General features: G+C 71.7%; 21 protein-coding genes. 8 read left to right on the forward strand and 13 right to left on the reverse strand.

The features are described from left to right. Position 1: 1 nt before the first annotated feature. The gene (locus tag OOJ91_RS07820) at positions 2-586 is read right to left on the reverse strand and encodes a winged helix-turn-helix domain-containing protein (RefSeq protein WP_266243924.1); all 585 of its coding nucleotides are present in this window, start codon (positions 584-586) and stop codon (positions 2-4) included. A gap of 230 nt (positions 587-816) precedes the next feature. After that, positions 817-1179 (reverse strand): hypothetical protein, encoded by a 363-nt coding sequence (locus OOJ91_RS07825; protein WP_266243925.1) that lies wholly within the window; start codon positions 1177-1179, stop codon positions 817-819. 309 nt (positions 1180-1488) lie between these two features. Here OOJ91_RS07825 and OOJ91_RS07830 point away from each other — a divergent pair, with 309 nt between their 5' ends. The 3 genes from OOJ91_RS07830 (at position 1489) to OOJ91_RS07840 (ending at position 3570) form a co-directional block, all read left to right on the forward strand. Further along, complete coding sequence (locus tag OOJ91_RS07830) at positions 1489-2061, forward strand: hypothetical protein (protein WP_266243926.1); 573 nt, start codon at positions 1489-1491, stop codon at positions 2059-2061. A 198-nt stretch (positions 2062-2259) separates the two neighbouring features. Continuing rightward, a complete protein-coding gene (locus OOJ91_RS07835) occupies positions 2260-2865 on the forward strand; it encodes a response regulator transcription factor (protein WP_266243928.1) in 606 nt (201 codons plus the stop codon). Positions 2866-2985: 120 nt separating this feature from the next. Next, positions 2986-3570, forward strand: a complete 585-nt coding sequence (locus OOJ91_RS07840) for a response regulator transcription factor (RefSeq protein WP_266243930.1) — start codon at positions 2986-2988, stop codon at positions 3568-3570. Positions 3571-3598: 28 nt separating this feature from the next. Here OOJ91_RS07840 and OOJ91_RS07845 read toward each other — a convergent pair whose 3' ends face one another. From OOJ91_RS07845 to lanKC, 4 genes are all read right to left on the reverse strand, one after another. Continuing rightward, positions 3599-5377: an ATP-binding cassette domain-containing protein gene (locus OOJ91_RS07845; RefSeq protein WP_266243932.1), complete on the reverse strand. Its 1779-nt coding sequence runs from the start codon at positions 5375-5377 to the stop codon at positions 3599-3601. After that, a complete protein-coding gene (locus OOJ91_RS07850; RefSeq protein ID WP_266243933.1) occupies positions 5374-7101 on the reverse strand; it encodes an ABC transporter ATP-binding protein in 1728 nt (575 codons plus the stop codon). Before OOJ91_RS07850 ends, OOJ91_RS07845 begins: the two co-directional genes overlap by 4 nt. A 69-nt stretch (positions 7102-7170) precedes the next feature. Further along, positions 7171-7290: a SapB/AmfS family lanthipeptide gene (locus OOJ91_RS07855; RefSeq protein ID WP_013734295.1), complete on the reverse strand. Its 120-nt coding sequence runs from the start codon at positions 7288-7290 to the stop codon at positions 7171-7173. A 6-nt stretch (positions 7291-7296) separates the two neighbouring features. Continuing rightward, complete coding sequence (lanKC, locus tag OOJ91_RS07860) at positions 7297-9873, reverse strand: class III lanthionine synthetase LanKC (RefSeq protein WP_266243939.1); 2577 nt, start codon at positions 9871-9873, stop codon at positions 7297-7299. A gap of 478 nt (positions 9874-10351) precedes the next feature. On the opposite strand from lanKC, the gene OOJ91_RS34355 reads away from it, so the two are divergent. Then, complete coding sequence (locus OOJ91_RS34355) at positions 10352-12097, forward strand: RICIN domain-containing protein (RefSeq protein ID WP_323178427.1); 1746 nt, start codon at positions 10352-10354, stop codon at positions 12095-12097. Between the two features lie 69 nt (positions 12098-12166). On the opposite strand, the gene OOJ91_RS07870 is transcribed toward OOJ91_RS34355, so the two are convergent. From OOJ91_RS07870 to OOJ91_RS07880, 3 genes are all read right to left on the reverse strand, one after another. After that, positions 12167-12523, reverse strand: a complete 357-nt coding sequence (locus OOJ91_RS07870) for a DNA polymerase ligase N-terminal domain-containing protein (protein WP_266243940.1) — start codon at positions 12521-12523, stop codon at positions 12167-12169. Positions 12524-12605: 82 nt separating this feature from the next. Continuing rightward, positions 12606-14060 (reverse strand): alkaline phosphatase PhoX, encoded by a 1455-nt coding sequence (locus OOJ91_RS07875; RefSeq protein WP_266243941.1) that lies wholly within the window; start codon positions 14058-14060, stop codon positions 12606-12608. 140 nt (positions 14061-14200) lie between these two features. Beyond that, positions 14201-14917, reverse strand: a complete 717-nt coding sequence (locus tag OOJ91_RS07880; RefSeq protein WP_266243942.1) for a TetR/AcrR family transcriptional regulator — start codon at positions 14915-14917, stop codon at positions 14201-14203. Positions 14918-15019: 102 nt separating this feature from the next. On the opposite strand from OOJ91_RS07880, the gene OOJ91_RS07885 reads away from it, so the two are divergent. The 4 genes from OOJ91_RS07885 (at position 15020) to OOJ91_RS07900 (ending at position 21513) form a co-directional block, all read left to right on the forward strand. After that, the gene (locus OOJ91_RS07885) at positions 15020-16003 is read left to right on the forward strand and encodes an NAD(P)-dependent alcohol dehydrogenase (RefSeq protein ID WP_266243943.1); all 984 of its coding nucleotides are present in this window, start codon (positions 15020-15022) and stop codon (positions 16001-16003) included. A gap of 92 nt (positions 16004-16095) precedes the next feature. Beyond that, positions 16096-18333 (forward strand): ATP-binding protein, encoded by a 2238-nt coding sequence (locus OOJ91_RS07890; protein ID WP_266243945.1) that lies wholly within the window; start codon positions 16096-16098, stop codon positions 18331-18333. Positions 18334-18461: 128 nt separating this feature from the next. Then, complete coding sequence (locus tag OOJ91_RS07895; protein WP_266243946.1) at positions 18462-18920, forward strand: peptidoglycan-binding domain-containing protein; 459 nt, start codon at positions 18462-18464, stop codon at positions 18918-18920. 238 nt (positions 18921-19158) lie between these two features. Beyond that, positions 19159-21513 (forward strand): AbfB domain-containing protein, encoded by a 2355-nt coding sequence (locus tag OOJ91_RS07900; protein WP_266243947.1) that lies wholly within the window; start codon positions 19159-19161, stop codon positions 21511-21513. Positions 21514-21558: 45 nt separating this feature from the next. Here the strand turns inward: OOJ91_RS07900 and OOJ91_RS07905 are convergent, their stop codons facing one another. The 4 genes from OOJ91_RS07905 to OOJ91_RS07920 all read right to left on the reverse strand — a co-directional run bounded on the left by OOJ91_RS07905 (position 21559) and on the right by OOJ91_RS07920 (position 24548). After that, entirely contained in the window at positions 21559-22689 is a 1131-nt protein-coding gene (locus tag OOJ91_RS07905; protein ID WP_266243948.1) for a Gfo/Idh/MocA family protein, read from the reverse strand. Continuing rightward, the gene (locus tag OOJ91_RS07910) at positions 22659-23369 is read right to left on the reverse strand and encodes a ThuA domain-containing protein (protein ID WP_266243949.1); all 711 of its coding nucleotides are present in this window, start codon (positions 23367-23369) and stop codon (positions 22659-22661) included. Before OOJ91_RS07910 ends, OOJ91_RS07905 begins: the two co-directional genes overlap by 31 nt. Positions 23370-23544: 175 nt before the next feature. Continuing rightward, positions 23545-24042: a hypothetical protein gene (locus tag OOJ91_RS07915; RefSeq protein WP_266243950.1), complete on the reverse strand. Its 498-nt coding sequence runs from the start codon at positions 24040-24042 to the stop codon at positions 23545-23547. A 167-nt stretch (positions 24043-24209) separates the two neighbouring features. Continuing rightward, positions 24210-24548 carry a hypothetical protein gene (locus OOJ91_RS07920; RefSeq protein WP_266243951.1) on the reverse strand — a complete coding sequence of 113 codons (339 nt, stop codon included), beginning with the start codon at positions 24546-24548 and terminating at the stop codon, positions 24210-24212. Between the last annotated feature and the right edge of the window lie 2 nt (positions 24549-24550).

Here is a 24550-nt window from a genome sequence, read left to right on the forward strand (position 1 = left end):
GTCAGAGGAATTCCGGTGTGGGGTACGCCTGGAGGCTGAGGCTGACCGGTCGGGCGTCGCTCGGGGGCGCGTTGCGCAGGGGGCGCAGGTACGGCCGGATGACGGCGTCCAGGGTCAGCGTGAGGTGTCGCAACTCCTCCGGGGTGAGCGACAGCGTGTAGTTGTGGAATGTCGCGCTGCCCCGCCACTCGTCTGTCAGCGTGTGCTGCCGGTTCTGGTAGCGCCGCAGCGACCGGAACACCTCGTCGAGGTCGAGCGCTGTCAGCGCGTCGTTGACCTGCTGTCCGTCGGCATCGTCGGACTCGGGAAGGAATTCGATACCGGTGCCGGCGGCACGCCAGGGCCGGTCTCGTCTGTTGGCCCCCTCGGCCGGGACCCGTTCGATGAGGCCGTGCCGGGCCAATTGATGCAGGTGGTAGCTGCAGTTCGACCCCGTGTCGTCGAGGGCCTCGGCGCACTGGGCGGCGGTTCGCGGGCCGGCGGCCAGCAGATAGCGCAGCAGGCGCAGGCGCAGCGGGTGGGCGAGCGCGCGCAGTGTGGTGGCATCGCGTACACGTACGCGACGTTCCGACCCGGTCGGTTCCATGGGGCGACACTCCTAAGCGAAAGACTTCTTTCGTTTATACGCGCCCAGGGCTGGTTTTCGCAATGAGTGTTTCGTATCGCCGAGGAAGTAGGCAGCGGCGTGAGCCTCATGCGGGAGATGACGTGTCAGGACCCGCCGGGCCGGCCGGCCGAGCGAGAAGCGGAGCGAAAGGCGGTAGCGACAGCGGTGGCCGAGTCCGGTTGACGACTGACGGGCATCACCAGATGCGATTACGTAAGCGCGTCGCTACTATGGGTCAGCAATCCAGAGGGGATGGGGGTCATGCCGGCGTGCGAAGTCCCGTCAACGGAACCGCGACGATGTCCGCGCCAGGCCGATCGGCTCCGCTCGTGGCCGGCCGACTGCGCAGGCTCGCCCGGCGGATGGTGCTGATTGCGGCTGCCGTCGGGGCCGGTTTCCTGCTGGCCGCCCTGTTCCAGGAGCCGGCCGCGGCCGACGGGATCCGCGGCCATCCCGGCGACGAGCCTCATCGGCAGCTCGGCGCTCTGGCCGAGCCGATCGCGCGACTCACGGTCGCCGAGCGCGCCGAGGGTGCGCGCCCGCGCGTCGTACGGGCAGACGGACCCCGCCATGATCGTCCCCGCGCCCCGTTGGCAGGGGCCATCGGTAGCGTCGTCACCCCCCGTGCCGTGACACCCCTGGCGGTGCCTCGTCGGTCGACCAACGCATCGCCCGGGTTCGTGCCGCTGCCTCGGGTCCGCTCAACCGCCCCGGCCGGCACCGCCGAGCACACGTGGCTCCGGCCCGCCTCCCCGGCACCCGCGGCTCGTCGCCCCGTACGCCGTGGGCAAACGCCCCGGCCGGCCAGCGATACGGCGCCGCGGCCGGTTCCCGCCGCGGCCGACACACCCGCGCTGCCCGTACCGGCCGGTTCTCTCGCGGTGGGCCTGATCACCGCCCCCCTGCCGCACGTCGTCGACATCGTGCGCACCGCGCCGATCCAGTCGGTCGTCATCGCGCTTCTCCGTGTCATCGACGCCGTTCTCCCGCCCGCGCTCCGGGCGGTGCTCCCTCCGGCGGCGCCTCCGCTGACCACTCCCCCAGCGCCATGGCCGGCCGACGTGCCGGTGACCGGCTCGCCACCGGTGGCGGCCGTGCCGACACCATCGGCGGACTCGGCGCCGCCACCCCTCCGCGCCGCATGCGTGGCGGTACGCGCCACGGCGACGCCACCTCCGGCCGCGCCGCCACCGATGGCCGTCGACGACCCCACGGCCTCGACGGGACACGTCGCCGCGCGCCCCGCCCCGTTGGACGTGGCCGCCGACTATCCCGTCCGGCCCGTCGCGCCGGCCGACCAGGATGCCGCAGGCGTCGACGACGGATCGACGCCGGGACCGGGTCTGCTCCGGCCGGTCGACCGGCAGTCACCCCTCGGTCCCAGAGTGCCCTGCGCACTCGTACCACTTCTCGTCGAGAGCCGCGCTCCGTCTGCGATCGCCCGCCCGGGCTGAGGCCTGTCGACCGACCCGGGTGGCCGCCGACACGCTCGGTTCCACCCTGGCCTGGTCGATAAGCGCCCGTGCCCGTCCGCCGTGACGGTGCCGCGGGCCCATGCCTGTCCGTTCGTCGCGCACGACCGCCCTGACCAACCCGTGGATTTTCCGGGATCGGTGGCCGGTGTGACGCGTACCTGAGATCGGAGAAACGTGGTGATCCACGTTGTCGTCGCCGAGGACATGGGTTTGCTTCGCGGTGCGCTCTGCGCCGCGCTGTCAGGTGAGGAGGACATGAAGGTGGTCGCCGACGTCGAGGGTGTCGGCGAGTTGTTGGCTGTTGTCCGCCGGTGCAGGCCCCAGGTGGTCGTGCTGGCGCTGACACCGGAGTCGCCCGACCCGGTGGAGGTGGTCGCCCGGATCAACGCCGAGGCGCCGCACGCCGCCGTGCTGGCCATGAGCCCACGGTGGAGCCCCAACCTGGTGGAGGCCGCGCTGGCGGCCGGCGCACGCGGCCTGGTCGGGAAGGACAGCTCCCTGGTGGAGCTGGTGCGGGCGATCCGCGCGCTCGCCGCCGGGGAACGGGCGATCGACCCGGGCGCCGCGGTGGCGGTGCTGAGCCCCCCGGAGATCCCGTTGACGGCTCGGGAGATGGACGTGCTGCGGATGGCGGCCGAGGGCCTGCCCCTGAAGGAGATCGCGGCCCGCCTCTTCCTGGCACACGGGACTGTCCGCAACCACCTGTCGGTGATCCTGCGCAAGACGGGCGCTCGCAACCGCTTGGAAGCGGTGTGGCGCGCGCGAAGTAACGGCTGGTTGTAGCCGTCGAGGGGCGGGGCCGGCGGGGGGCGCCGGACCCGCCCTCTCGCCGTGCGGGTCCGGCGGATGCGTGTTTGACTATTGACGTTGTGTGATCGCCGCCGCAGTACGGGAAGGTTCATCGTGATCCGTACCCTGCTCGCCTTGGACGGCGCCCTGGTGCTGGGCGCGCTGTCGTTCGTCCTCGCGGCCGAGGACGACATCCGTGTCGTGGCGGAGGTGGATCGCGGCGACGCGGTCTCCGCGGCCGTCCGCGCCCAACGCCCCGACGTCGTCGTGGCCGACCTCGACGTCGTCGAGGGAGTCGATCCGAGCCGCCTCGGCCGGTGCCCCGTCCTGGTGCTGGCCCATCCACATCGGGCGCGGCGACTGCGCGGCCTGCTCTGCCCGACCCGGACGGTCGGCATCCTGCGCAGCGACGCGGGCCCCCAGCGGGTCATCGACGGGATCCGCCGGCTCGCCCGCCGGGAGCCGGTGCTCGACGCGGATCTCGTCGTCGCGGCGCTGCGCTCGAACGGTCCGCTGACCAGCCGCGAGACCGAGGTGTTGACGCTTACCGCGGCCGGGGCGCCGGTCGCGGAGGTGGCGGCGTCGCTCGGGCTCAGCCGAGGCACCGTCCGCAACCATCTCGGTCGAATCACCCGCAAGGTGGGTGCGCGCACCCGGGTGGAGGCCGTGCGGATGGCGGGCGAGGCAGGCTGGATCTGACGGCGCCGTCGGCTCGGGCGCGTGCAGTTCAGCTCCGCCGCGTCGCCGCCGTCCGGGGCAGCGCCACCGGCTCGTCCCAACAACCGACGAGCGCCCGGTAGGTGGCCGAGCGTGCCATCAACTGCTCGTGCGTTCCCACCACGGGCTCGTCGCCGTCCAGGACCAGCACCCGATCGGCCCGCAGCGCGGAGCTGATCCGGTGCGCGATCACCACGAGGCTGCCGGCCCGCCGGGCGAAGGCGTTCTCGACTGTCGCCTCAAGTACCGGGTCCAGGTGACAGGTCGCCTCGTCGAGAACCACCAGTGGAGCGGGTGCCAGCCAGGCCCGGATCGCCGCGACGAGCTGCCGTTCACCTGCGGAGAGCACAGCCGGCACGACCCGAGCGTCCAGACCGCCCAGGCGGGTCGCCAGGGGACGCGCGCCGAGCGCGGCGAGGGTGACCTCCAACAGGTCGCCGTCGGCTTCCGGCCGCAGGTAGCGGAGGTTGTCGGCAAGGCTGCCGGTGAAGACGTACGCCTCCTGCGGCACCAGCACCCGCATCCGGGCCAGGTCGGCCGGCGCGACGTCGGCCACCGTGACGCCCGCCAGGTGGACCGTGCCGGCCTGCGGTGGCACCAGACCGGCAAGCAGCGCGGCCAATGTGGACTTGCCCACTCCGCTCGGGCCCACCACGGCGAGGTGCTCCCCGTCGGCAAGCGTCAGCGAGAAGTTCTCCAACACGGGCCGGGCGCGCGGGCCGTACCCGAAGGTCAGTCCGCGGACCTCGACGGCCGGTGAGCCGTCGACCGGACCGGCCGGCGGGCGGGCGCGTGGCGTCCGGGCCGCGGGAGCGGTCGGGTGGGGTCCGTCGGACACCGGACCGGCCCGCAGGATGTTCTCCAGGGTGACCGCATACCGCAGGCCGCCGCCGCCGAGGCCCTGCACAAGCGTGTGCAGGGCCGGTTGCAGGCCGGTGGAGACATAGATCAGCGCCCCCAGCACCGCGCCCGCCGTCAATCCGCGCTCGACAAGCCATGGAGCCGCCGAGAGCACCACGACAAGCGGCAACCAGCCGCCGATGCCGAGGCTGAGGCTGCGGATCACCGCCATCCGGGCGAGGGTGCGTTCGGCGGCGGCCTGCGCCGACACCCACAGCTCCACGTCGGACGTGACGCGTGCCTGCGCGCCGCAGGCCACCACGTCGCGGTGGCCGGCCAGCGCGACCGATGCCGACTGGCCGAGCTGTTCACCGGCCCGGACGTACGCGCGCTGGTGCCCGGCCATCGCCGGCAGCGCGGCGAGGAACACGACCAGGCCGGCGAGCAGCGGCGCGGCGGCCAGCGCCGCCACCACCGGCGCCAGGGCGAGCAGGCCGAGCAGGGCCGCGCCGGCGGAGAAGAGGAAACCGCGGGTCACCATCAGCAGACCGGCGAAGGTGTCGCGGACGATCTCCATCTGGTGGGTAAGCCGGGTCACGGCTGCGCTGTCCGGGCGACCACCCGCCCTGGTGGCCTCGCACAGCGCGCCCCCGACCACCCGGGCGGCCACCTCGTCGCGGAACGGCTCGACCACGGCGCCCAGGCTCCGGTACGTCCGACCGGTCGCCGCCGCGCCGACGAGAACGGTCACGGCGAGGACCGCCAACCACGCCAGGCCGGTGAGGAGACGTCCGGCCAGAAACCCTTGGTCGACGGCGCGGGCGACCAGGAGACCGGCGAGCAGCGCGGGCAACGCCTCGACGAGCGACCAGCCGCACAGCCGGGCGAGGTCGCGTCGGCGGGCCCGTAGCGCCCACCAGGTCACCCGCCGTACGCTCGGACGGCTCACGGCCCACCGCCGACCGGCTGGAAGAGCGCCCGGTAGTCCGGGTCGGCCCAGAGTCGCCGGTGCGGCGCCAGGGCGCGCAGCCGACCGCAGTCCAGCCAGGCGACGACGTCGGCCGCCGCTGCCGCCGCGGTCCGGTGGGTCACCACCAGTCGCGTACGCTCGCCGCCGCCTCCGAGAACCGCCTCGCTGATCCGGTGTTCGGTGGCGGTGTCCAGGCTGGACATGGCGTCGTCAAGGATGAGCAGCCGCTCGGCGGCGAACGCCCGAGCCAGGCCGAGGCGTTGCGTCTCACCGCCGGACAGCGGTGCGTCCACAAGTGGGGTGCGGTAACCGTCGGGCAGTCGGTCGATCACGTCGGCGACCGCCGCCAGGCGGGCTGCCCGCCGGACCGCCGGCGTGACCGGCCCAGGGTCGGCGGCCGACGCCGTCGAGTCGACAGGCAGCGCCAAGCCGATCGCGTCGTGCACCGTCGCGCCGATCAGCACCGGTTGATCGAAGGCGTAGCCGACGGCCCGGCGCAGCGCCGCTCTGTCGAGGTCGCGAAGCGGCACGCCGTCGAGTCGCACCTCACCGCCGTCGGGGTCGTGCAGCCGGCCCGCGACGGCGGCCAGGGTCGACTTGCCGGCGCCGGACGCTCCGACGACGGCCACTGTCGCGCCGGCCGGCACGTCCAGGTCGATGCCGTCGAGGAGGGGCCGGCCGTCGTCGGCGTACACGCGCACACCGCGCAGTAGCAGTGCGCCGCCGCCGGGTGGAAGGGGCCGGTCGCCCGGCGGCGCGGCGGGTTGGTGCAGCAGCTCGGCGACCCGGTGCGCTCCCGCGCGGCTGCGCACCAGGTGATTCAGGGTGGCGAGCACGGCACCGAGCCCGGCGCCCATGGCCGCGTACCGGACCGCGGCGACCAGTTGGCCCGGCGTGAGCCAGCCCACCGTCAGGGCGTACCCGCCGACCGCGATGACGCTCAGGTGCAGCAGCGGCGCCACGGCGGCGGTGCGCGCGCTCGCCCGGGCCAACAGGTCCCAACCGCGCCGGCCGTGCCGGCCCAGCTCCGGGAGGTCGGCCAGCACCCGGTCCTCCTCGCGGCGGGTGGTGGCCGCTGCGGCGATGGTCCGGGCGCCGCTCAGCGATTCCAGCAGTCGGCCGGCGATGACGCCGAGCACCCTCTGGTACCCGGCGGTCGCGGCCGAGGCGTCGGCCACGAAGGCACGCATGAGGACGGCGAGCAGACCGAGACCGGCGAGCAGGGTGATCCCCAGGACCGGTTCCATGATGGCGAGCGCGATGACACTGCCCAGTGGCGGGAGCACCGCCACGGTGGCCAGGACCACCGCGTTGCCGGCCTGCCCCGCGTCGGCGACCTGGCCGACCAACCGGCCGACGAGATCACCGACCGGGTATCGGCGGGTGGCGCGGACGTCAAGCGCGAACAGGTGACGCAGCAGATGCCGGCGCAGGTCGGCGGTGGCGCGTGCCGCCCCGAACCCGCTGGCCAGGTCCGTGAGGGCGTCGACGCCGATGAGGACGACCACCAGACCACCTGCGGACACGGCCCACCAGCCGGAGCCGCCGGCGAGGGCGGCGTCCACGGCGCGGCCGAGGGTCGCGGGTAGCAACAGTTCGGCGGTCGCGCCGAGCAGCGCGACCGCCGCGAGTCCACAGGTCCAGCCGCCACCGGCCAGAGCCGTCCGCCGGAGCAACAGGTCCCCCGCGGCGATCGTCGGCATCGGTTCCTCCCGGTGGTACGCCGCTGCCCTGGGTGGGCACGTCTACCCACCCAGGGCGTGTGCGACGGATCAGTTGCAGGTCGTGACGGAGAGCGAGCTGTCGCCGCAGAGCAGCAGGCTCGCCCGGCTACCGCCACCCGTGCGGTCGGCCGGAGCCATCTCCAGGCCCTGGAGGTCCAAGAGCGCCATGTCGTGTCACCTCCCTTCCATCCGTGCATCGGTTCGGTCGCCCCCGCTGTCGCGAGGGAGTCTCTGCGCGCCCGGCAGGGGCGCGAGGAAGGGCAGCACCGGCGGTTGGTCGTGCCGTGCGCTGGCCAGCGCGTGGAGCACGCCGGCGGTGCCGGTGCCGAAGTCCATGGAGAGCCGCAGCAACTGTTCGCCGGGGAACGCGGTCCCCTCGCGGTACGGCAGCGCGTGCCAGGTCAACCGATCGAGCTGCGCGTCGAGCTCCCGGCGGCCGGCGTCGTCGGTCGAGGCGGCGAGGTAGGTGATGATGCCCGCCCGGCCGGCGAAGAGTCCGGACTGCGCGTAGAACGGTGACCGCGCCGCGCGGCGGATCCCCGCGCTGGCCTCGGCGAAGCTGTCGTCGGCGCGGTGGCGCAGGTACTGGTCGAGGACCAGCCCGATACCCACGCTGCCTTGCGCCAGGTACGGCATGGTCCGCCAGCCCTCGTTGACCTCCAGGGCGCCGTCCGGGCGCAGCACGCACCGGCGCAGATCCTGGCGCAGCGCCGTGGCGGCGTGCTCCAACAGTTCGTCGTCACCGCCGAGCTCGTAGAGCCGCAGCACCATCAGCGCCGGTCCGGTCCGGCCGCGCAGCAGCCCGGCGTACGGGTTACGTCCGCCGCTGATGTCCGGGCCCGGGTCGTCGGCCAGCTGCCCGATCACTCGTTCGGCGGCCCGCCACGCGGCGTCGCGCAACGAGGTCTCCCCGGTCCGCGCGGCCATCTCGGCCAGGTTGAGCGCGATCCCGGACAGTCCGCTCGCCAGGCTGTGGTCGAGCCCGTCCAGGGGTTCCCGCAGGCAGATGTCGAGCACGTCCAGCGCGTCCTGCCGGCGTCCGAGGTGATCGAGGGCGTACGCGACGCCGTGCAGCCCGTCGTAGAAGCCGCAGCGGGTGCCGGACGCGGGCGCTGTCGCCCGCCGCACCAGCCAGTCCTCGTGCTCGGGCCACCGCCCGGCGCCGCTCCTGTCGAGCGCGTACAGCACGCCCGCCGCGCCGTGGGCGAGGTTGAGGCCGCCGCTGCGGAACTGCTCGATGTCACCGGGAAAGAGCCTGTCGTCGCGCTCGGGGGTGGCGCTGGCCAGGATGGCTGTCGCCAGCTTCTCCCGCGTGACGGACGCGTCGTGGACGTCCGCGACCTGCGGGCCGCCGGTGATTTCCTCGACCGCGGCGTCCAGGAAGGACCTGGGCACCGGGAAGTTCGCGGCGATGATGTCGGCGAGGTGGGCCGCCTTGCCCGGGGCGAGCCGGACCAGCTGGGTCAGGGGTAGGAACAGCGCCAACCGCAGGCACGCCAGGGCGTACCTGTCGACCGCCGGCCCGCTGCGGTCCCTCGGCGCCGCGAAGCCCTGGTTGCGCAGACCGGGCCGGCGGTGTCCGGCGATCGGCGCGGCGACCTCGAAGTCGACAAGGGCGACCCGGTCGTCCGGCCGGATCATGATGTTGAACAGGTGCAGGTCCCCGTAGACCAGGCCGCGCTCGTGGATCGCCGCGACGACTGACTCGACCTGCTCGTAGGTCTCCCGCGCCCACCTGGCGTACGCCGCGCGGTCGTCGTCCGTCGCGTCGGCGTCGATGAGGGGGTACCTGTCGACGAGCACCTTGTTCAGCGGTCGGCCCTCGATGAACTCGAGCGCGAGGAACCGGTGCTCGCCGAGGGCGAACTCGTCGTGCACCCGCGGCACCTGCGGCAGGTCGGCGAGTTGCCGCAGGGCGTCCGCCTCGCGGGCCAGCCGGGCGACGGCGTCGGTGCCGTCGGCGTCCAGGCCGGCGTGCGGCCGGGCCTCCTTCAGCACCACCTCGGTGTCGGTACGCAGATCCCGGCCCACGTAGAGCCCGCCGCCGTTGGAGAAGTGGATCACTCGCTCGATCCGGTACGGCACCTGGTCGGTGCTGGTGTGGCTGCGGGCGGCCAGGTGCGGGCCGAGGAAGTCGGGCAGGGTGACCCAGGACGGCACGTGGAAGACGGGCTCGCGGCGGTCCGGCACCAGCGTGCCGGAGTCGTCCTCGATCGCCGGCACCACCTGTCCGTCGGGCGAGTGGCAGTAGCGGGCGGCGAAGCCGCCGTAGCGCACGTGGACCGGCCCGTCGCCGTAGCGGAGGTCGCTGAGGATGTACGGTCCGGTCTCGCCGGTGAGCAGTTCGTCGAGCTCCTTGCAGACCAGCTCCAGCTCGGCGTCGTCACGGGGGTAGACGGTGACGAACTTGCCGCTGGCGGCCCGCGCGGCGTACTTGGAGTTGCGCAGCAGCAGCGTGCGGGGCCCGCGCAGGAACTTGAAGGACAGGCCGCGGGGGACGCAGTAGCTCCAGACGGCGTCCAGCACCCGCTCGGCGTTCGCCAGGCCCGCCGAGACGTGGATCTTCCAGCCCTGCTGCGGCAGCGAACCGCCGTCGGGGGCGTAGATCAGCCAGTCGTCGAGCGGCTCGCGGCGCCAGCCGGTGGGGATCGGCCGTTCGGCGGCCGCGAAGACGGGCTGTGCGACGGCGCTGCCGAGCGAGTCGTAGAACAGCCGGTCCGCGGCGCAGTAGCTGTCGTAGCGTTCGTCCACCGTCTCGCCGCCTCTCGAACTCGGCCGGCTGTCGTTCCGGCGTTGAATCGAGTCTCATCGACGGGAGGGGGCGGGCCCCAGTGCGCTTAGTCACGGACTGCGATGCGGGGCGCACCGGTCGGCATGACATTAGTCAGGCCCCTGAATCCAGGGCCGCGGTCGCCGTCCACAGGTTCGCACCTCGGGGATGCTCGCGGACCGCGCGGTGCGATGAAGCCCCTGACCTGGGACCACTCCTCCTCGGGCGGTGACGCAGAGAGTTTGCCCGCTCACTGCCATCCGCGTTCTTGACCCCTGGCACGGGCGGAACTTAGACTCCGGTGATTGTTAGCGTTAACAGTTACGTCACTCGATCGAAATCAGAAGGGTCGTCGCCACCTGACCCACCGTCACTCTCGGTGGCGACGTCGTAGGCCGGTGCCGGCCGGGCCGACGGGACCGTGACGGCGCGTACCACCACCACCCAGGAGGACGAGACATGACGAACGATCAGAACGAGCCGGTACGCGGCGAGCGCAGACTGGTGAGCCGGAGAACCATCCTGACGACCATGGGCGCCGTGCCCGTCGCGACAGTCGCGGCTGTCGCGGGGGCCACGGAAGCCTCGGCGGCTGCGGCGAGCATCAACCTGTCGGCGCAGCGGCAGACGATCCGCGGCTTCGGCGCGATGGCCCACGCCGCCTGGATCGGCGACCTGACGGCCGCCCAGCGGGAGACGGCGTTCGGCACCGGCGAGGGCCGGCTGGGCTTCTCCGTGCTACGGATCCCCGTCAACGAGAACCAGGCGGACTGGAGCGCCGACCTGGCGACGGCGCAGCGCGCGGCCGAACTGGGCGTGACAGTCTTCGCGTCGCCGTGGAATCCCCCGGCCAGCATGATCGAGACCTTCACCCGCGGCGGTCAGACCAACGCGAAGCGCCTCAGGTACAGCTCGTACGGCGCCTACGCCCAGCACCTGAACGACTTCACCACGCACCTGCGCAACAACGGGGTCAACCTGTACGCCATCTCGGTGCAGAACGAGCCCGACTACGCGACGGAGTGGACGTGGTGGACGTCCACGGAGATGGTCCGGTTCCTGCGGGAGAACGCCGGCTCGATCAGCACCAGAGTCATCGCGCCCGAGTCCTTCCAGTACGTGAAGTCCATGTCGGACCCGATCCTCAACGACTCCACGGCTCTCGCGAACGTGGACATCATCGGCGCGCACCTCTACGGCACGTCGTACTCGAACTTCCCCTACCCGCTGTTCAAGCAGAAGGGCGCGGGCAAGGAACTCTGGATGACGGAGGTCTACTACCCCAACAGCAACACCAACTCCGGCGACGCCTGGCCGGAGGCGCTCGACGTGGGCGAGCACATCCACCACGCCATGGTGGACGCGGAATTCCAGGCGTACGTCTGGTGGTACCTGCGGCGCAGCTACGGCCCCATGCGCGAGGACGGCCAGATCAGCAAGCGGGGCGCGATGATGGCGCACTTCGCCAGGTTCGTCCGCCCCGGGTACGTGCGGGTCGACGCGACTGCGAACCCTGCCTCTAACGTCTACGTCTCGGCGTACCGGGGTGGTGACACCGTCGTGATCGTCGCCGTCAACAAGAACACCTCGTCGGTGAGCCAGCAGTTCACCCTGTCGAACACCACCGCGTCCGGCAGCGTCTCGAACTGGCTGACCGACGGGAGCAGGACCGTCGCGCCCCAGGGTGCGCTCACCATGTCGAACGGCTCCCTCACCGTGTCGCTGCCCGCGCGAAGCGTGATGACCTTCGTGGCCAACGTGAGCGGCGGCGGCACCCCCACCGGGGACACCTACAAGCTGGTGAACGTCGACACCGGCGTGGTCCTCGGCGTACAGAACATGTCCACCGCCGACGGCGGTCTGGCCGTGGTGTGGGGCGACACCGGCACCGCCGACCACAACTGGGTCCGGGTCACCGACGGCAGCGCGTTCCGGTTCCGCAACGCCAACAGCGGCAAGGTCCTCGGCGTCGAGAACATGTCGACCGCCGACAACGCCCGCGTCCTGCAGTGGAGCGACAACGGCACCGCCGACCACCGCTGGACGCTGGTGGCCAACAGCGACGGCTCCTACCGGATCCGCAACGTCAACAGCGGCAAGGTGCTCGCCATCCTCAACGGCTCAAGCACCTGGGGCACGCAGGCCGTCCAGTACTCGGACAACGGCAGCACCCGCAACAACTGGCGCCTGGTGCAGGTCGGCTGACCACTGCACGTTCCGGGCCGACCGCACCCGGCCGGCCCGGAGCCGTCGCCACACCGTTCCGCGCGAGCCTCAGCCCGACGGCTGCTCCTTCGTCAGGTGCAGCAGCCACCCCTCGCCGGTGCGGATGAGCGCGTACCGCCTGCGGCCGGATCGCCCGTGCAGCGTGAACAGCATCCGGCGGTCGGTGCGGTCGTGCTCCTCCCAGGTGCCGATGTCGGCGATCGACTTGTCGGCGTCCTCGTAGGTGAGGTGATCAAGGTGGTGGTCAGGCACCGCGATGGCGAGCCGGTTGTCGCGGGGACTGTCCGGCAGGCCACGGGGAACCGCCCACGAGCGCAGCACACCGTTCTCCTCGAGCCGCAGGTCGAAGTGCGGTCGTGGTCTGCGGTGGTGGTGCAGGACGAAAGCCGGGTCCACCCTTGCCATTGTCGGCGATCTCCGGCACGGCCGCCGGGCCGGTGGGAATCAGGCAGGTCTCCCGATCCCCACCGGTCGGTGTGGCGTGCCCTCAGCCCAGGTACTTCTCCCACGGGCCGGTGATGGCCAGGGTGAGGCCGGGGTCCTGCATGTTGACGAAGAGCACCCTGCCGTCGGCCGTGAAGGTCGGCCCGCAGAACTCCGAGTCGTTGAGCTGGTTGCGGGCGATCGGGTACGTCGGCCCGCCCGGGATCGTGCTGAGCACGTGGGAGGCGCCGGTGCCGTCCTCGGCGAGCACCAGGCTGCCCCACGGGGTGACTGTCACGTTGTCCGGGCCGTCGAAGGTGAGGTCCGTGTACTTGACAGGCGTGCCCTCCTCGGAGGCCGTCTGGTGCGGGAAGTAGGTCACCAGTTGGATGGTCTGCGTCCGGAAGTTGTAGAACCAGACCATGCCGTCGTGCGGCGCGGCGTCCGCCGGCAGGTCACCGTCGTCCCAGGCGTACGAGTTGACCACGTACACGCCCTCGTCGGTGGCCCACACGCCCTCGAACTTGCGTCCCCGGGTGACCTGGCCGTCGGCGAACTGCTCGCGGACGGACGTGGTCCGCGCGTCGCGGTCCGGCACCTCGATCCACCGCACCGGGAAGGGGCGGCCCAGCTGGGCGGAGGTCAGGTAGGCGACGTCCGGCAGCACGGAGCCGTCGTCCATGATGATCTGCATCGCCGCGAGGACGCCGGCGTTCGGCGCGAGGCGGGTCAGCACGCCGGGGCCCAGCTTGACCCCGGTCGGGGCCGTCCAGCGGTAGAAGAGGCCGTTGGGCTCGTCCGCGTCCTCGGAGAGGTAGACGTGGGTCCGGTCCTTGTCGACCGCCACTGCCTCGTGGGAGTAGCGGCCCAGGCACTTGATCGGCCGCGGGTCGGCGCTGCCGTCGGCCCAGACCTCGAAGACGTACCCGTGGTCCTTCTGGAAGGTGCCGGTGCGGCCGCTCTCCTCCCACTCGTCGCCGGCCCGGTCCTCGGCCTCCTCGCAGCTCAGCCAGGTCCCCCAGGGGGTCGGCCCGCCGGCGCAGTTGGAGATGGTGCCGGAGAGCGCGACGAACTCGCCCAGGTTGCGGCCCGCACGGTCCGTCCGGATCACGGTGCAACCACCGGCGTCGACGGCGCCCGCGTCGTAGACCGTGCCCTTGACGTGCGGTACGCCGAACTCGGCGCCCGGGTCGATCTCGTGGTTCTGGATGAGTGTGTAGCGGCCGTGGCCGGCGTCGTAGACGGCCATGCCGTCGTGGTCCGACGGCGTCGCGCCCTGACCACGGTCGAGTCGGGTGACGCCGGTCCGGGTGACAACTGTGTAGCTGAAGCCCTCGGGCAGGGCCAGGATCCCCTGGGGATCGTCGACGAGCGGCGGGAAGGGCACGTGACCGCCCTGCACCGGCGGGTGCGGCCGAGCGGGGCTGGCCTGCGCCAGGGACGGCAGGCCGCCGGCGACGGCAAGGCCCACACCGGCGGCGGCGCCGCCAGCGAGGAAGGTACGACGGGAGGAAGGCACGCGGATCAGCTCCTGGTCAGGACAAGTGCGACGGCTGACAGCGAACCCCTGCCGACGGACACCGACACGTCACCCGTGGGGTCGGGTGGTGACATCGGGGTGAAGAATCAGGGTCGCACCCGCCGACGCCGGCTCTCGCCTCACCCGTTTCGGCGCGGCGAGGTCCAGCCCTGCTGGTGCAGCCGTTCGATGCCGTCAAGCAGCAGGTCCAGAGCGAACTCGAACTCGAACTGGTCATCGCAGCCGTCCCCCACGATCGACTGGTCGTCGTGGGACGCCGCCCCGGCGATCTCCGCCAGGTGGGGGAACCGGGCGGCGAACTCCGGCGGTAGGGCGGCGGGCGGCTCGGGGCTTGTGGCGCCGGACCGACCGGCCTGGCGGGAGGCGTCGAACAGTTCCTGGCTGAAGCCCAGAACCCGGCTGCCCATCGTGTGCATCACGTGGTGGGCGAGGTTGGCGGAGAACCCGCCGGCCGTGAAGGTCGCGACCACCGAGTCGAGGTAGGCGAGGACGGCAGGCGTCGCCATCGTCCGGGACTCGATCGCGAGCGGCGCCCAGGGGTGCCGGCGCAGCACCTCCCGCGCCGAGAGGATGCGACTGCGGACGGCGTCCTTCCAGGGGGTGTCGGACGCGGGCGGGTCGATCTGGCCGACGATCACGTCGATCATGCCGTCGAGCAGCTCGTCCTTGTTGGCCACGTGCTTGTAGAGGGCCATCGGCACGACGCCGAGATCCTGGGCGAGGTTGCGCATGCTGAGGGATTCGATGCCTGTCTCGTCGGCGAGCGTCACTGCGGCACGCAGGACGCGGTCCCTGCTCAGCGGCGTCCGGCGCAGCGTCTCAGCCTGCTCAGCCATCTCGTCCTCGTCCTGTCCGGCGGTTGTTGAACCATAACCGCCTTGACAGGTGTACAGCGTACACCTACCGTCGGTGTACGCCGTACACCCCCGGGAGGGACCATGAAGGCGATCGTTCAGGACCGATACGGCCCACCGGAGACGCTCGCGCTCGCCGAGGTCGCCACGCCGACGCCCGCTCCCGACGAGGTGCTCGTCCGGGTGGAGGCCGCCTCGCTCAACGCGTACGACTGGCATGCCATGCGGGGTGATCCCCGGATGGCGCGGTTGGCGCTGGGCCGGACGCGGCCCCGGGCGCGCATCCGTGGCCGCGACGTCGCGGGCCGGGTGGAGGCCGTCGGCGCGGAGGTCCGGCAGCTACGCCCGGGCGACGCCGTCTTCGGTGACCTCGGTGACGCCAATGGCGCGTTCGCCGAGTACGTGTGCGTGCCCGAGACGCTTGTCGCGGCGACGCCCGCGAACCTGACGCCGCAGCAGGCGGCGGCCCTGCCGCTGGCCGGCGTCACCGCGCTCATGGGACTTCGCGACGTCGGTCGGGTCGAGCCCGGCCACCGTGTGCTCATCAACGGCGCCTCGGGCGGCGTCGGCACCCTCGCCGTGCAACTGGGCAAGGCGCTCGGCGCCACCGTGACCGCCGTGTGCAGCGCCCGCAACGTCGACCTGGTCCGTTCCCTCGGCGCCGACCACGTCGTCGACTACCGACGGGACGACTTCGCCGATGGCGCGGACCGCCACGACGTCGTGTTCGACCTGGTCGGCAACCGCCCACTCAGCGAGCTGTTGCGGGCGCTGACACCGACCGGGACGCTCGTGCTCTCCGGTGGCGGCGTGTACGACGGTGGCAGTCTCATCGGACCGGTCTGGCTTATCGCGCGCGGACGGCTGCTGGCACCGCTGGTCCGGCAGCGCATCGTCACGCTCGCGACGACGCCGAGCCGACCGCACCTCGACGCGCTGCGCGGCTACGTCGAAGCCGGCCGTCTCACCCCGGTCATCGACCGTACGTATCCACTCCACGAGGTGCCCGCGGCGATGCGGTACGTCGAAGGCGAGCACGCGCGGGCGAAGGTCGTCATCACCATCTGACGGCCCTGTGCGCCTCCGCTGTCACCACCGACGTGCCTCTTGCGTCGTATGGCCGATTGTCCCCACCGATTGCCGTCGATACCGTGATCCCCGTGTTCGGGGAGGCCGTACAGGAGCTGCGGCGGCACAGCGCGCTGACGCAGGAGGATCTGGCCGCGAAGACGGGGCTGTCGGTCCGGCACCTCCGGGACCTGGAGGCGGGCCGGATCGCGCGGCCGCGACCCGCGACGATGCTGCTGCTGGCCGACGCCTTCGGCCTGCGCGGGGTCCGACGGGACCGGTTTCTCTCCGGTACACCGACGCCTGCCGCCACGGGCGGCGTTCCGGCGCAGTTGCCGGCGGACGGCTTCGGTTTCGTCGGCCGAGCAGGCTCTCTGGCTCGCCTCGACGAGATCCTGGCCCGGGTGGTGGAGCAACCGACAGCGATGGGACTCGCGATCGTGTCCGGCACCGCCGGGGTGGGTAAGACCGCGCTCGCGGTGCACTGGGCGCATCGCGTCGCCGCCCACTTCCCCGACGGCCAGCTCTACGTCAACCTGCGCGGTTTCGACCCGGGCGGCGTCCCGGTCAGCCCGAGCACGGCGCTCGCCGGATTCGTCAACGCTCTCGCGGGACCGGGTGCCCGACCGCCGACCACCCTGGACGAGCAGGTGGCGCGATATCGCAGTCTGCTGGGCGGTCGCCGGGTGCTTGTCGTCCTGGACAACGCCGGCGATGCCGACCAGGTACGTCCGCTCCTGCCGGGCGCGCCGGGCTGCTTCGTCCTCGTCACCAGTCGGGACCAGTTCCTGGGTCTGGTAAGCGTGAACGGCGCCCATCCGATCACCCTGGACGTCATGTCCGGTGGCGACTCCCGCGAACTGCTGACCCGACGCCTCGGCGCGGAGCGCGTGACCGCCGAGCCCGAGGCCGTCGACGTGATCGTCGGCGCCTCCGCCGGGTTGCCTCTGGCGTTGGCAGTCGTCGCCGCCCGAGCGGCCATTCACAGTGGATTTCGCCTGCTGGAGCTGGCGGCGAATCTCCGCCCGATGGCGGGGCGCCTGGACGCCTTCGACGGCGGCGAACCGGTCACCGACCTGCGGCTGGTCATGTCGTGGTCGTACCGGACCCTCGACCCGCTCACCGCCCGGCTGTTCCGGTTGCTGAGCGTCCATCCGGGGCCGGACTTCGCCGTCGCGGCGGCGGCCAGTCTCGCGGGGATCACGCCCGCTCAGGCCCACCGCCACCTGGCCGAGCTGACCCGCGCCCACCTGCTGAGCGAGCACCGCCCCGGACGGTACACGTACCACGATCTGCTGCGCGCGTACGCCGCCGAGCTGACGACCGCCGAGGACAGCGACGCGAACCGTCACGCCGCCCGGTCCCGCCTGCTCGACCACTACCTCTCGGTCGCGTACGCCGCCGACGAGCTGGTCTATCCGCAGCGGGACCGGTTGCCGATCGATCCGCCGGGGCCCGGGGTCGCTCCGGTGGCGCTGCCCGACCGGGACGCGGCCATGTGGTGGTTCGCCGACGAGCACCAGGTGCTGCTCTCAGCCCTGCGGCTGGCCAGCAGCCACGGCTTCGACAGGCACACGTGTCACCTCGCCTGGGCCATCACCACCTACCTCAACCAGCGCGGCTACTGGGAGGACTGGGCCAGCAGCCTGCAGGCGGCGCTGGCGGCGGCCGTCCGGCTGGCCGACGACCGGGCCGAGGCGTACGCCCACGGGGTGCTCGGCTTCGCCGACATCGCGCGACAGCAGTACGCCGACGCGCAGCACCACCTGGAGTCGGCGTACGACAGGTACCGGCGGCTGGGCGACCTGGCCGGGCAGGCCCGGGTCGAACTCAACCTCGGGTGGATCCGCGACCGGACCGGTCAGCCCGAGTTGGCCCTCGACCACGCCCGGGAGGCGCTGCGCCTGCACCGGCAGGCCGGGCATGTCACCGGCCAGGCCTTCGCGCTCAACGCGGTCGGCTGGTCGCACAGCCAGCTCGGTGACCACCACGCCGCGATCGAGAGCTGCGAACAGGCGCTGGCCCTGTTCACGTCGGTCGACAACGTCCTCGGCCAGGCGATCACCTGGGCCAGTCTCGGGCACGCACACCTGCAACTCGACGCGTACACGGAGGCGGTGACCTGCCATGGGCACGCGGTCCGGCTGCGCCGCGAGATCGGTCACCGACGGTTGGAGGCGGATGCGCTTGTGAGCCTCGGCGACGCTCACGTGGCCGCGGGCGACACCGGTTCGGCCCGCACGGCCTGGCAGCAGGCGCTGGACATCCTCGTGTCGCTGCGGGAGGCCGACACCGACGCGATCGAGGCCAAACTCGCCGCACTGCGCTGAGAGCGCGAAGTGCCGGTCAATCTCCGGTCCGGCTCCTGTCCGGGCTACGCGGCGGACGAAACGATTGTGAGGCAAGCCGCGCGCCGCAGCGATGCGCGTGCGACCCACACCTCGACCTGGGGGTTCCCATGTTCCGACGTCTCCTCCGCCTCGGCCTCACCGCTCTGCTCACCGTCACCACCGTGGGCGGCGCGGTGGCGATCTCCTCGCCCGCTCAGGCCGCCCTGCCGCACTGCAACGGCGCGGGCGTCTACACCTCCACGTGGTCCGGCGCCCGCGGTGCGACGGCCTGGATCCCGGCGTACGTCAGCAGCACCATCAACTTCAACTGCCTGCTGATCCGCGGCGACCACAGCTCGGGCGTCGGTGAACTCCAGCGCACGCTGACAGGGATCTACGGGAGGTACCTCGGCCCCAACGGAGTCGACAACGACTTCGGCGGCTACACCCAGAGCGCGTTGCGCAGCGTCCAGGCCGACATCGGCATCTCGGCCGACGGCGAGTACGGGCCGCAGACCCGCGACAACCTGTGCTGGCGGTGGACGGGTAGCGACAACTCCTGCATCTGGCTGAACAACAACCACTGAGGACGCGCGGGGCGCGCCTACGGGGGGCACCCCGCAACCGACCGCCTCGGCTCCGGCCGGGGCGGTCGCCCCTGTCCGTACGACGATCGGGGTATGACCACAAAGCATCGATGGGGAGCAATTGACGGGAGGCCCGCTGTGCCTCTATAACGTGGTACGGGTGCCACCCGACGCCCACCGCCCGCGCGCTTCGGGCTCGGCTGCACGGCCCGCGGCGACCCGCCCTCCGGGAGACGGCATGACACGTCAGGTCACCACCCGCCCCGCCCTGCCCCTACTGCTGCTCCTCACCCTCCTCGTCGGCGTCATCGCCGCGCCCGCCCGACCGGTGCGGGCCGCACCGGCCAAGACGCCGCCGCTGACCACCCCGTGGACCAGCCAGGCGCTGGCCGGAACGCCCCTGCCGGAGTACCCGCGACCGCAGATGACCAGGCCGGACTGGCTCAACCTCAACGGCGAGTGGCAGCTACGCCAGTCCGCCACCGACGACGCCCCGCAGTTCGGCACCGACCTGCCCGAGCGGGTGAACGTGCCCTTCCCGGTCGAGAGCGCGCTCTCCGGCATCAAGCGGGCGGCCAACGACAACCGCAACTACCTGTTCTACCGGCGCACCGTCACCGTCCCGACGAACTGGTCGGGACGGCGGACGCTGCTGCACTTCGGCGCGGTCGACTGGCAGAGCACCGTCTGGGTCAACGGCGTCCGGGTCGGTGCGCACACGGGTGGCTACGACGCCTTCACCTTCGACGTGACCCCCCAGCTCACCGCCGGCGCCAACGAGATCGTCGTCAAGGTCTGGGACCCCACCGACACGCGGCAGAACGGCAGCCTTCCCCCGATCGGAAAGCAGACCAAGCAGCCCGGGGGGATCTTCTACACCCCCAGCTCGGGCATCTGGCAGACAGTGTGGATGGAGCCGGTGCCCGCCGCCTCCATCAGCAGCGTGGACGTCTACCCGAACCTCGCCACCAACACCCTGCGGGTCCGGGTCTTCACCCGGGGCGACGTGAGCGGCCACAGCGTGCTCGCCGAGGCGCTGAACGGAAGCACAGTCGTCGGGTCGGCCGCCGGCGGCTTCACCGACTTCAGCGTGCCGGTGCCCAACGCCCGCCGGTGGTCACCCGACGACCCGTTCCTCTACAACCTGCGGGTTCGCCTGCGCAACGCCAGCGGCGCGACAGTCGACCAGACCGCCCACTACTTCGGCATGCGGGAAACCACCACGGGCCTGGTGAACGGGGTGCTGCGCCCCAAGCTCAACGGCCAGTTCGTGTTCCAGGTCGGCACCCTCGACCAGGGCTTCTGGCCGGACGGGCTCTACACCGCGCCGACCGACGCCGCCCTCGCCTTCGACCTGCAGAAACACAAGGACCTGGGCTTCAACATGGTGCGCAAGCACATCAAGGTCGAACCGCAGCGCTGGTTCTACCACGCAGACCGGCTCGGCCTGCTTGTCTGGCAGGACATCCCGTCGCTTACCGCGCAGAACATCGACCCCACAGATGCCCAGCAGGCGCAGTTCGAGAACGAGGCGCGCGAGATCGTCGACGAGCACCGCAGCTCCCCCGCGGTCGTCGCGTACACGCCCTACAACGAGGGCTGGGGCGAACGCAGCCTGGCCGACACCCGCCGCGTCGCGCAGAACATCAAGACTCAGGACCCCACCCGGCTTGTCAACCCGCACAGCGGGCACAACTGCTGCCAGTCCCTCGGTGACCCCGGCAACGGCGACATCGACGACTGGCACGCCTACCTGGGTCCGGACTCACCCTCGCCGTCGAGCAGCCGGATCGCGGTGCTCGGCGAGTTCGGCGGGCTGGGCCTGCGCACACCGGGCCACGAGTACAGCCCGAACGGGCAGTTCTTCGCCTACGAGTGGCAACCCACCTCCGCCGCGCTCACCGACCGGTACGTGGGGCTGGTGGAGGGTGCGCGGAACCTGATGCTCGGCAAGGGTCTCAGCGCCTCGATCTACACCGAGATCGCCGACCAGGAGGGGGAGTTGAACGGCTTCCTCACCTACGACCGGCAGGTGGTCAAGATGGACCAGGCCCGCGTCCGCGCGGCCAACACCGCCCTCGTCAACGCCTCCCGGACGATCGGCAGCTCCGCCCCCGTCGCCCTGCCGGTCAACACCCGCCGATCGCTGCAGGTGACCACCCCCGGCTACACCAACAGGTACCTGCGCCACCAGAACAGCCTGGCGTACACCGAGGTGGTCGACGCGGGCAGTTCGACGCTGCTCAAGAACGACGCGACGTACACCGTCCGACCCGGCCTGGCCGACGGCGCCTGCTACTCCTTCGAGTCGGTCAACTATCCCGGTCAATACCTACGGCACCAGGATTCCCGGGTCCGCAACTCGCCTGACGACGGGTCGGCGCTCCTGCGGGCCGATGCCACCTGGTGCGCACGGGTGGGACTGACCGGCAGCGGCGTCTCACTGGAGTCGTACAACTTCCGCGGCAAGTACCTCAGGCACTACAACTCGGAGGTCTGGCTCAGCAACGGCACGGGCGGCGACGCCTACAACACGCCCACCCTCTGGGCGGCCGACAGTACCTGGAACATCGCCGCCCCCTGGGCCCCCTGACGTATCGTCGCCACAGCCGCACACGGTGACGGCCAGCAGCTCCGGTCACTCCGGGCGGTAGCCGTCCCGGTCCAGCCGGGTCTTCCAGTCGTCCAGCGGAGTGAGCGGGACCGGCGCGGGCCGCTGCGCCGCAGTCGTCAGCTCGATGCGCCGGCCCTCGGCCGCCGACCGGAGCAGGGTGGTCATCGTCTCGAGGACGTGCAGCGCGATGGCGCCGTCGGCCCGCGGTGGACGCTGACCGTCGGCTCGGACAAGGTCGATCAGGCCGATGCCCCGGGAGCCCTCGGCGTACCCGGCCCGCGGTTCGAGGACGCGCCATTCGGTGTCGCCGAGCGCGCGGAGGCGGACCGTCCCGTCGAAATTGTTCGGGTCGGGTACGGCGAGGGTCCCGGTCTCCCCGTGGACCTCGATCGGTGCGGCGGTGGTCGCGACGCCGTCGAAGCTCGTGGTGATGGTGGAGAGAGCGCCGCTGACATGTTCGAGTACGCCTGTGACGTGGGTGTCCACCTCCACCGGAATCCGCTGGCCGGCGCGCGGACCCGAGCCGATGACGCGCTCGGCGCGCAGGCGGCTGGCGGCCCCGACCACCGCGCGCACCGGCCCGAGCAGGTGGATGAGCGCCGAGATGTAGTACGGCCCCATGTCCAGCAACGGGCCGCCGCCGGCGACGTAGTAGAAGTCGGGGTGGGGATGCCAGCGCTCGTGCCCCGGCGTGACCATGACTGCCGTCGCCGACAGCGGGCGTCCGATCAGCCCGTCGTCGACAGCCGCCCGCGCCGTCTGCGTGCCCGTCCCCAGGACGGTGTCCGGTGCGCATCCCACGTGGACGCGAGCCGCCGTGGCCCGCTCCATGATCGAGCGGCCGTCCGGGAACGTCACAGCGAGTGGCTTCTCGACGTACACGTTCTTGCCCGCGTCGATCGCGCCGAGCGAGATGTCGGCATGCGCCGCGGGGATCGTGAGGTTGAGGACCGTCTGCACGTCCGGGCGGGCGAGCAGATGCTCCACGCTGGACGCCTCGCTGCCGGGGACAGCGGCCGCGACCGCGGCCGACCGGGAGGCGTCGAGGTCGGCCAGGGCGACGATGCGCACGGCAGGGTGGTTCGCGAGGGTGTCCAGGTACGCGCGGGAGATGACCCCGAGACCTACGATGCCGACGCCGTGCGGGTCGCCCACACCATCCCCCTCTCGATGACGGTACGTACGCCCGCGTGCTCCAGCACGTCGAGGCTGTGTCCCGGTGTCGTCACGACGATGCGCCCGGCACCCCAGCGCCGGGTCCAGATCGCCGGCGAGGTGACCGGCCGGTGCCAGGGATGCCACTGCTGCGTGGGGTGGGTGGTGACGGCCAGGACGTCGATCAGGTCGTCGTGCAGCACCCAGTACTGCTCGGTGACCAGGTCGAAGTCCTCGACACCCGCGGTGATCGGATGCTTCCGGCCGAGGTCGGTGATGCGCACCGTGTGCGGCAGGAAGTTGTCCGCCGCGTCGCCGTGCCGCTCACACGGCTCCTTGCCCGGGTGGGTCGCGAACTGGCCGCCCACCAGATGCAGGTACTCCGAGGACGCCCGGAACGAGTCCACGATCCCGCCGTGCCAACCGGTGAAGCCGGTGCCGGCGATGACCGCCGCGCTCAGGCCGGCCGACTGGGCGGTAGTGATCTCGGACATCGTCATGCACTGCACGACGAGGTCGGTGTCGGCCATCTCGGCGGCGTCGGCGTAGATCTCCGCCGACTCCTCGACCCGTACGGCGTAACCGCTTCGTTCGAGGAAGGGGATGAACAACTCGGTCGCCTCGACCGGCTGGTGCCCCTCCCATCCGCCCCGAACCACGAGTGCTCTCCGCTGCGCCACCCTCGCTCCCTTCCCCGTTCCGTCGCCACCGGGTCGGCCCGCTCCCGCCCGGCACCGTGTCGCCGGTGCCCGTGCGTGTCGAGCACCGAAACCGTACCCGTGGTTGCGGGCCGCGGCCGACCAGCGTGACGGCACGGTTCGGTCGGGGCCCCGGTATCGGGGCCCCGACCGAACCTCAGATCGCGGACGTCACGACCACCACGATGGCCGGCAGCAACGCCGTGGCGACCGCCGCGGACTGCACCAGCCGTCGTGGCCCGGGACGCCCAAGGTCACTCACGCTTCCGTGACCGGCGAGAATCGCCACGACCAGCGGTCCGGTGAACGCGAGGCCGAACACCAGCCCACTCCATTGCGGGGCGACGTTGAGCAACGCCGCCACCAACAGGACCCAGGTCGTCGCCGACACCCTGAAGGTGCTCCACATGAGTCCGGTGTCCAGGCCCCAGATCATCGGCGGAACCCACCAGGGGATGTTCTCCCGATGACCGAGTTCCTTGGACGTCTGCCGTCGCAGCCCGGGGGCGTACGAGTCGGTCCGGATCGCCTGCACGTCGAAGGACGCCGCCACCAGTGCCGCCGTCAGACACAGCCCCACAGCGACCCGGGTGTCGAGCCGCCCGGCGAACAGTGTGCCGATCTGGTACAGCGAAGCGGTGACGAAGCCCGCCATGGCGATGTGCGCGACGGACAGTACGGCGACGAAGCGGAGACCGCTTCGAACGAGACGGGACGAGTCCCCTTGCACGAAGGGGCGGATGACTCCGATGAAGGATTGACCTCAAGGGCTGAAGAGCTGAGCGAAGCCCGCCACCGCGGCGAGCACGATTGTCCACAGAACTACCATACGTACCAGATCGAGCAGGCGAAGGGACCTGACCAGCACGTGGTCTTGCTCTTGCTGCATTCACCGCAGCCGTACGTGCGGCCGCCGCTGGTGCAGGTCCAGAACGTACGGTAATAGCCCGACGGGCAGGTGTATCGATCGGGTTCGACCTGGTAGTGGCACCGGGTGCAACTGGCCAGCGAGCAGCAGGGCGACCCCAGGCAGTCGGCGACCGCCGGAGATGCCTTCAGCACGGTGGCCAGGCCCGCGACGACCGACGAGGCCGCGCCCATGAGGGCGAATCGGCGGCTACGACGGCGGTCGGTCAACACCGCCGTCTCGGTCGGTGTCACGC

The sequence above is a fragment of the Micromonospora lupini genome (assembly GCF_026342015.1).
Taxonomy (GTDB): domain Bacteria; phylum Actinomycetota; class Actinomycetes; order Mycobacteriales; family Micromonosporaceae; genus Micromonospora; species Micromonospora lupini_B.

Bases quoted from the DNA above. Each gene is read 5' to 3' on its own strand.
- OOJ91_RS07870 (WP_266243940.1), bottom strand. From the start codon at position 12,523: ATGGCAAGGGTGGACCCGGCTTTCGTCCTGCACCACCACCGCAGACCA.
- OOJ91_RS07850 (WP_266243933.1), bottom strand. From the start codon at position 7,101: ATGCCGACGATCGCCGCGGGGGACCTGTTGCTCCGGCGGACGGCTCTG.
- OOJ91_RS07900 (WP_266243947.1), top strand. From the start codon at position 19,159: ATGACACGTCAGGTCACCACCCGCCCCGCCCTGCCCCTACTGCTGCTC.
- OOJ91_RS07855 (WP_013734295.1), bottom strand. From the start codon at position 7,290: ATGGCGCTCTTGGACCTCCAGGGCCTGGAGATGGCTCCGGCCGACCGC.
- OOJ91_RS07880 (WP_266243942.1), bottom strand. From the start codon at position 14,917: ATGGCTGAGCAGGCTGAGACGCTGCGCCGGACGCCGCTGAGCAGGGAC.
- OOJ91_RS07825 (WP_266243925.1), bottom strand. From the start codon at position 1,179: ATGGCGGGGTCCGTCTGCCCGTACGACGCGCGGGCGCGCACCCTCGGC.
- OOJ91_RS07895 (WP_266243946.1), top strand. From the start codon at position 18,462: ATGTTCCGACGTCTCCTCCGCCTCGGCCTCACCGCTCTGCTCACCGTC.
- OOJ91_RS07885 (WP_266243943.1), top strand. From the start codon at position 15,020: ATGAAGGCGATCGTTCAGGACCGATACGGCCCACCGGAGACGCTCGCG.
- OOJ91_RS34355 (WP_323178427.1), top strand. From the start codon at position 10,352: ATGACGAACGATCAGAACGAGCCGGTACGCGGCGAGCGCAGACTGGTG.
- OOJ91_RS07820 (WP_266243924.1), bottom strand. From the start codon at position 586: ATGGAACCGACCGGGTCGGAACGTCGCGTACGTGTACGCGATGCCACC.
- OOJ91_RS07915 (WP_266243950.1), bottom strand. From the start codon at position 24,042: ATGGCGGGCTTCGTCACCGCTTCGCTGTACCAGATCGGCACACTGTTC.